At 50.1% G+C, this 6577-nt stretch carries 7 protein-coding genes; 5 read left to right on the top strand and 2 right to left on the bottom strand.

The genetic code is table 11. The features are described 5' to 3' along the window. Positions 1-387: hypothetical protein (locus P8H26_RS05410; RefSeq protein ID WP_289631838.1), on the top strand; the 387-nt coding region annotated here is incomplete at its 5' end. 75 nt (positions 388-462) lie between these two features. After that, positions 463-942 carry a hypothetical protein gene (locus P8H26_RS05405; protein ID WP_289631837.1) on the top strand — a complete coding sequence of 160 codons (480 nt, stop codon included), beginning with the start codon at positions 463-465 and terminating at the stop codon, positions 940-942. 50 nt (positions 943-992) lie between these two features. Here the strand turns inward: P8H26_RS05405 and P8H26_RS05400 are convergent, their stop codons facing one another. Then, on the bottom strand, positions 993-1706 hold the full coding sequence (locus tag P8H26_RS05400; RefSeq protein ID WP_289631836.1) for a metal-dependent hydrolase: 714 nt from the start codon (positions 1704-1706) through the stop codon (positions 993-995). Between the two features lie 99 nt (positions 1707-1805). Between P8H26_RS05400 and ruvX the strand changes: the two genes are divergently transcribed. After that, positions 1806-2291: a Holliday junction resolvase RuvX gene (gene ruvX, locus P8H26_RS05395; protein WP_289631835.1), complete on the top strand. Its 486-nt coding sequence runs from the start codon at positions 1806-1808 to the stop codon at positions 2289-2291. Between the two features lie 32 nt (positions 2292-2323). Here the strand turns inward: ruvX and P8H26_RS05390 are convergent, their stop codons facing one another. Further along, entirely contained in the window at positions 2324-4066 is a 1743-nt protein-coding gene (locus P8H26_RS05390) for an acyl-CoA dehydrogenase family protein (RefSeq protein ID WP_289631834.1), read from the bottom strand. 216 nt (positions 4067-4282) lie between these two features. Here P8H26_RS05390 and P8H26_RS05385 point away from each other — a divergent pair, with 216 nt between their 5' ends. Both P8H26_RS05385 and P8H26_RS05380 read left to right on the top strand, forming a co-directional pair. Further along, complete coding sequence (locus P8H26_RS05385; protein WP_289631832.1) at positions 4283-5257, top strand: aspartate carbamoyltransferase catalytic subunit; 975 nt, start codon at positions 4283-4285, stop codon at positions 5255-5257. Further along, a complete protein-coding gene (locus P8H26_RS05380) occupies positions 5257-6543 on the top strand; it encodes a dihydroorotase (protein ID WP_374708225.1) in 1287 nt (428 codons plus the stop codon). Before P8H26_RS05385 ends, P8H26_RS05380 begins: the two co-directional genes overlap by 1 nt. The last annotated feature ends 34 nt before the right edge of the window (positions 6544-6577 follow it).

Below are 6577 nucleotides of genomic sequence, written 5' to 3'. Positions count from 1 at the left end.
AAAACAAAAGATCGAAATTCGATAGCCTTCACATCAAGCCAGTCAATCATCAACAATGAAATTACAGAATCTCCATCATTATACTACAATCCAGGAGAAAATTCATTTCTTTATATAGCATATATCACAGATGGATATGGAGCATCACCAGCTATTGCATTGAATGGTTCTGTACCATCCATGCTTTCAAAACTTTACATCAAAATGATTAACATAAGCACATGTTACATTTACTTAAATTTAGGAAACAACAACCCAACAACCGATTATAAAAACACATACGTCTTATCCTATCATGCAGCAGAGGATAAAGTTTATTTTTCTAAGAGCCCTCTTTATCCAAATGAAAAAATCTGGCTCATAGACATATACCCGCAACATGATTAGTGCTGAAAAAAATAACAGCTAATAATATTTTTTAATTATGCAAAAATAAAAACGCAACATTTAAAAGGATGTAAAATGTTTTTATTTAGCTTCAAACCATTTTCATACAACAATCCAAATATAGTTACAGACACAGCAAGTCCAATTACCGGACCAGTATATAGCGGGTACAAATTAACCACAAATCCAACGCTGGATTACAGTACTATTGATTATACAAATGCAAATAATATTACAGACATAACTGCTACAAACGAGTTTACGTCAGTATTTTACAGTCCAAAGTATGAAGGCTTTATACAAGCGCTCGCTGCAACAGCCACCCCAGGCGGCAGCATTGATGTTGGATTGGTTACAAATGTCACGCCCGCTCTCGCAACTAAATTTACTATCAAGAGAAAAAGCGCAACAATTTTCAAGATTTCAACTACCATAAATAATAACAAGTTTAACCTATGTTATACATCTAATCTTGGTGTATTTCTTAGCAACGACATAGATTATGACGTTGAATCTGTATGGGCTGTTAGCTTTTATATTGAAAATCCGTCTTAACATCAACGATAAACCTCCCCGTTAATTTGATAAACGGGGAGAATTTTTTATCAAACTGTCAAACTGTCGCCAACTTCCAGCACTTGTACTTCGGTTTTTGATTTTTCCATTCCGAGTACAAACGCATCTGCCGTCTGTTCCAGCAGACCGAATGTGCCGAAATGGCAAGGAATAGCGGTTTTAAGGTTCGGGAAATACCGTTGACAGGCCAGCGCTGCCACAGTGCCGCCCATAGTAAAACGGTCACCGACCGGCACCAGAGCAATCTCCGGCTGATGAAGCTCATTAATCAGCGCCATATCGGAGAAAATATCCGTGTCACCCATATGATATAGCGCCGGCGCATCTTCATCATCAAAATGAAAGACCAAACCGTTAGCATTACCAAGCGAATGGGAAATGCCATCTTCCGTCAGACTTGCGGAAGAATGCAGCGCATTAACAAAGGTGACCGAGAACCCTTCATGAAATACCGTGCCGCCGGTATTGGTCGGATCGACTTTCGCAACACCACGATGCGCCAGCCAGTCGGTCAGATCAGCATTGGCAATCACAGTCGCACCGGTTTCACTCGCAATGCGGATGGTATCGCCGATATGATCGCCGTGCCCGTGGGTCAGAGCAATATGGGTCACGCCTTTGGTGACTTCAGCAAAATCAAGTTTGGAACCGGTCGGACTCTGGCTGATAAAAGGATCAATCAGAATTGTAGCCTGTGAAGTTTCTACACGGAAAGCAGCGTGGCCGAGCCATGTGATTTTCATGATATTCCCCTGATGTGCATAAATTACTCTTGGCAGTGATAGGATGCACCGCTATGGCATTGCAAGAAAACTATACGCAATCTGATTGGAAAACGTAATATGACCGTCTCGACAGCAGAGCAGATTGCCACAGAGCTGACCTATGGTCAGTTGATTGCCGGTCTTGATCTGGGCACCAAAACCATCGGAATTGCCATTTCTGATCTCGGACTTTCCTTTGCCCATCCGCGCCCCGTATTGAAACGCCGAAAATTCACACAGGATGCGCAGGAACTACTTGAGCTGCTGCAAAAAGAAAAAGTTGCGGCCATTGTTATCGGACTGCCGGTCAATATGGACGGTACTGAAGGCCCGCGCGTGCAGGCCACCCGCGCCTTTGTGCGCAACATGGAAAAGCTGACCGATATTCCGTTTATCTATTGGGATGAGCGGCTTTCAACTGTTGCCGCAGAACGCGCTTTGATCGGCATGGATGTTTCGCGCGCCAAACGTGCAGAGCGGATTGATTCCGCGGCTGCCTCATTCATTTTGCAAGGTGCGTTAGACCGGCTGCATATGTTGCGCCGTGACAGTGATCAGGATTAATCCTGCCGTCTGTTATTGAACGAGTATGCACTTTATCCTTCCGGATAGAGCGCATTGATAATCCGCAAGGCATCATGGCGGGCATCAATCATGCCATAGGTGGTACGCCACTGGCCGCCAAGACGGGTTTCAATAAACGCATCAGCAATATCATCCGCACCGAGCTCTTTCAGACAGGCGGCACTTGCGGCCAGCGCCATCTGCTCGGTGAGCATACGTGACGCGCCTTCATCCGTCATCGTCACCTGCATAGCAGCGCGCAGTACTGCAACAGTGCCCTGACCGCGACGACCAAGCTGCGTACCGATCCACTCCAGAACATCGTCAAACAGACGCGGTGCGCGATGCAGCACACGCACAATATCCAGCGCCATCACATTGCCGGAGCCCTCCCAAATCGCATTGACCGGAGCCTCACGATAGAGCCGTGCCAGCGGATTTTCTTCAACATATCCATTGCCGCCGAGGCATTCCATCGCCTCATACAGCAGTGCCGGAGCAATCTTCGCCACCCAATATTTGACCACAGGGGTCATGACGCGGGCAAAAGCAGCCTCCATACGGTCATTGGCGGCCATATCGAAAGCACGGGCAAGACGCAGTGACAGAGCCGTTGCAGCGGCCACATCCAGCGACATATCAGCAAGTACGCGCTGCATCAGCGGCTGATTAATCAATGGCACGCCGCCAACCTGCCGGTAGCGGGCATGATGAACGGCTTCGCTCATACCGGCACGCATCAGACCGGCAGATGCCACAGCGCAATCCAAACGGGTCAGTGTCACCATATCAATAATGGTCTTCACACCCTGCCCCGGCTCTCCGACCATCTGGCCGAGTGCACTTTCAAACTGCACTTCGGAAGATGCGTTGGAGCGGTTGCCGAGCTTATCTTTCAAGCGTTGCAGACGGAAACCATTGCCGCTGCCATCAGACAGCAAACGCGGCACCAGAAAGCACGACAAACCAGACTTGTTATCACCGGCAGCCTGACCATTTGCCTGCGCCAGCACCATGAAAGCATCGGACATCGGCGCGGACATAAACCATTTATGACCATTGAGACGATAAACACCATTACCCGCATGATCGGCGCGGGTGGTATTGGCGCGCACATCGGTGCCGCCCTGCTTTTCTGTCATACCCATACCAAGCGTCAAACCGGCTTTCTTAACCGGCGGCTTGTTGGATGAGTCATATTTACGGGTAAGAATGCGCGGCGACCATTCATCGTAAAGCGCCGGAGAGGTCATCAGCACAGCCAGCGATGCACTTGTCATAGTCAGCGGGCAGAGATGACCGCATTCCAGTTGCGCGGTCAGATAAAAGCGTGTTGCGCGCGCCTGATGGCGACGGCCAGCTTCAGGAGATTGCTGCGGGCTGTTTTCCCAAATGGATGAGTGCAGGCCATGCGCAACGGAGCGACGCATCAAAGCATGATAGGCCGGATGATATTCGACCTGATCAATCCGGTTGCCCTGACGATCATAGGTTTGCAGGCGCGGTACCTCAGTATTGGCAAGACGTGCCATTTCCTGCGCATCGGCCGAGAGCACAAAACGACCGGTTTGTTCGAGTTCTTTTTGCAGGCTTTCAGGAAAACGCGCTGCGCATTGCAGCAGAAGCGTATCACCTAAATAAGCATTATATTGCGGGGCAGCCTGTCCGTTGAGGTTTTTGGTGACAGAATATGGAGACGTATCCGGCGCATAATTGGTGCGCTGCGGCGCCTGATTGGTCGCTTCAGAAACGTCTACAAGAGTGTTAACCGACATATTCCATCCATTTAGCCGGAGATTTCAGCCGCCGGTTTTGTATTTAAAATCTATACGCGAATCTCTAATATCCGCCTTGCGTCATTCTTTGCGGCAAAATTATAAATATCCCCTCAATAATCGTTTTTCTCCACACTGTTTATTCGACAATGGCGTAAAAGCATATATAAGGCCGCAAACAAGTTTCTCTGTAAACAAAATATGGGAATAGCTGTGATGACAGAACAATCTCCCGCGCCCCTTTTTCCCCACCGTCATTTGTTAGGGATTAAAGGTCTTTCTCCTCTCGATATTACTACATTGCTTGATATCGCAGACAGTGAAGTTGCCGTATCCCGCCAGCCGGAAAAGAAAAAATCAATCTTAAGCGGCCGCACACAAATCAATCTCTTCTTTGAAAACTCGACGCGCACGCAGTCTTCGTTTGAACTGGCTGGCAAGCGCCTCGGTGCAGATGTGATGAATATGTCGGTTGGCAATTCATCGGTCAAAAAAGGTGAAACGCTGATTGATACAGCGATGACCCTCAATGCCATGCAGCCGGATATTCTGGTAATCCGCCATGCATCCGCCGGTGCCGCCGCTTTGCTGGCGCAGAAAGTCGGTTGCTCGGTGGTTAATGCCGGTGACGGTGCGCATGAGCACCCGACGCAGGCATTGCTTGATGCACTGACAATCCGCCGCGCTAAAGGCAAAGTCGGCCGCCTCATTGTGGCAATTTGCGGTGATGTTCTGCATTCCCGCGTCGCACGTTCCAATATTCTGTTGCTCAATGCGCTGGGCGCACGGGTGCGGGTGATTGCACCGTCCACCCTGCTGCCATCCGGCATTGAACAGATGGGCGTTGAGGTTTTCAACTCCATGAAAGAAGGTCTGAAAGACGCTGACGTGGTGATGATGCTGCGTTTGCAGCGCGAGCGCATGAGCGGCTCCTTCGTGCCCTCGGTGCGTGAATATTTCCACTTCTACGGACTGGATAAAGAAAAGCTAAAATATGCCAAGCCAGACGCTCTGGTCATGCATCCGGGCCCGATGAACCGCGGCGTAGAAATTGCGTCAGATATTGCTGACGGCCCGCAAAGTGTGATCCAGCAGCAAGTGGAAATGGGCGTAGCCGTGCGCATGGCCGTGATGGAAGCTCTGCTTGATCCCCGACGAAATCCTGAAAACTTCAATGGTCAGGGAGCCTGATGATGAGCACCACAGTTTACACCAATGCCCGCATCATTGACCCTTCCCGCAATCTTGATGAAAACGGTACGCTGATCGTTCAGGACGGCATTATCGTCGCCAGCGGCGCGGATGCTAATAATCAAGGCACACCGGAAGGTGCGCAAATCATCGACCTGAACGGCAATGTGCTGATCCCGGGTCTGGTGGACAGCCGCGTTTTCATCGGCGAACCGGGCACAGAACATCGTGAAACCATTGCCTCGGCCAGTCAGGCCGCAGCTGCCGGTGGTGTAACCTCGATGATCATGATGCCGGATACTGATCCGGTGATTGATAATGTGGCGCTGGTTGAATTCGTCAAAAAAACTGCGCGTGATACGGCCATTGTCAACGTGCATCCGGCAGCTGCGATTACCCGCGGTTTACTGGGTGAGGAAATGACCGAAATGGGTCTGCTGCGCGAAGCCGGTGCTGTTGCCTTTACTGAAGGCCGCAAGTCGCTGGCGAATACGCTGCTGCTGCGCCGTGCGCTGACTTATGCCAAGGATTTTGGTGCGGTGATCGCCCATGAGACGATGGATCCGTATCTCGGCGGCGGCGTGATGAATAGCGGGCTTTATGCCAGCTGGCTCGGCCTTTCCGGCAGCCCGCGTGAAGCAGAAGTTATTCCGCTGGAACGCGACCTGCGCCTTGCCGCCATGACCGGTGGTCATTATCACGCGGCACAGATTTCCTGTGATATGTCAGTGCAAACTCTGCGTCGCGCTAAAGAAACAAACAGCAAAGTCAGTGCTGCGGTTTCCATCAATCATCTTTCACTCAATGAAAATGATATCGGCGAATATCGCACATTCTTCCGTCTCTCACCGCCGCTGCGTACAGAAGATGACCGTCAGGCGATGATTGAAGCTGTGCGCAACGGCACCATTGACGTGATTGTTTCCGCGCATAATCCGCAGGATGTGGACACCAAGCGTCTGCCATTTGCCGACGCGGAAGCCGGTGCGATCGGGCTGGAAACGCTGCTCGGTGCAGCTCTGCGCCTCTATCACAATGAATCTCTGAGCCTGATGCGCCTCATCGAAGTGCTCTCCACGGCACCGGCCAAACTCTATGGTCTGGATGCAGGATCGCTGAAAGTTGGCGCCAAAGCTGATTTTGCTGTGGTTGATCTTTATGAGCCGTGGGTCGTTAAAACGGAAGAATTGCGCTCGCTCTCGAAAAACAGCTCTTTTGAAGATGCTAAATTTCAGGGTCGCGTGATCCGCACTGTGGTCAGTGGCAAGACAGTCTTCGCATTATAAATGCAGATCAATATTGTTTTGGTGCGGATTTTAT

This window comes from Pseudochrobactrum sp. sp1633 (genome assembly GCF_030376605.1).
Lineage (GTDB): Bacteria > Pseudomonadota > Alphaproteobacteria > Rhizobiales > Rhizobiaceae > Pseudochrobactrum.
The sequence above is the reverse complement of the archived record's forward strand: the minus strand, read 5'-3'. Positions and strand labels throughout refer to the sequence as shown.

Excerpts from the sequence above, each read along its gene's own strand:
- P8H26_RS05405 (WP_289631837.1), top strand. The coding sequence starts at position 463 with ATGTTTTTATTTAGCTTCAAACCATTTTCATACAACAATCCAAATATA.
- P8H26_RS05400 (WP_289631836.1), bottom strand. The coding sequence starts at position 1,706 with ATGAAAATCACATGGCTCGGCCACGCTGCTTTCCGTGTAGAAACTTCA.
- ruvX (WP_289631835.1), top strand. The coding sequence starts at position 1,806 with ATGACCGTCTCGACAGCAGAGCAGATTGCCACAGAGCTGACCTATGGT.
- P8H26_RS05390 (WP_289631834.1), bottom strand. The coding sequence starts at position 4,066 with ATGTCGGTTAACACTCTTGTAGACGTTTCTGAAGCGACCAATCAGGCG.
- P8H26_RS05385 (WP_289631832.1), top strand. The coding sequence starts at position 4,283 with ATGACAGAACAATCTCCCGCGCCCCTTTTTCCCCACCGTCATTTGTTA.
- P8H26_RS05380 (WP_374708225.1), top strand. The coding sequence starts at position 5,257 with ATGATGAGCACCACAGTTTACACCAATGCCCGCATCATTGACCCTTCC.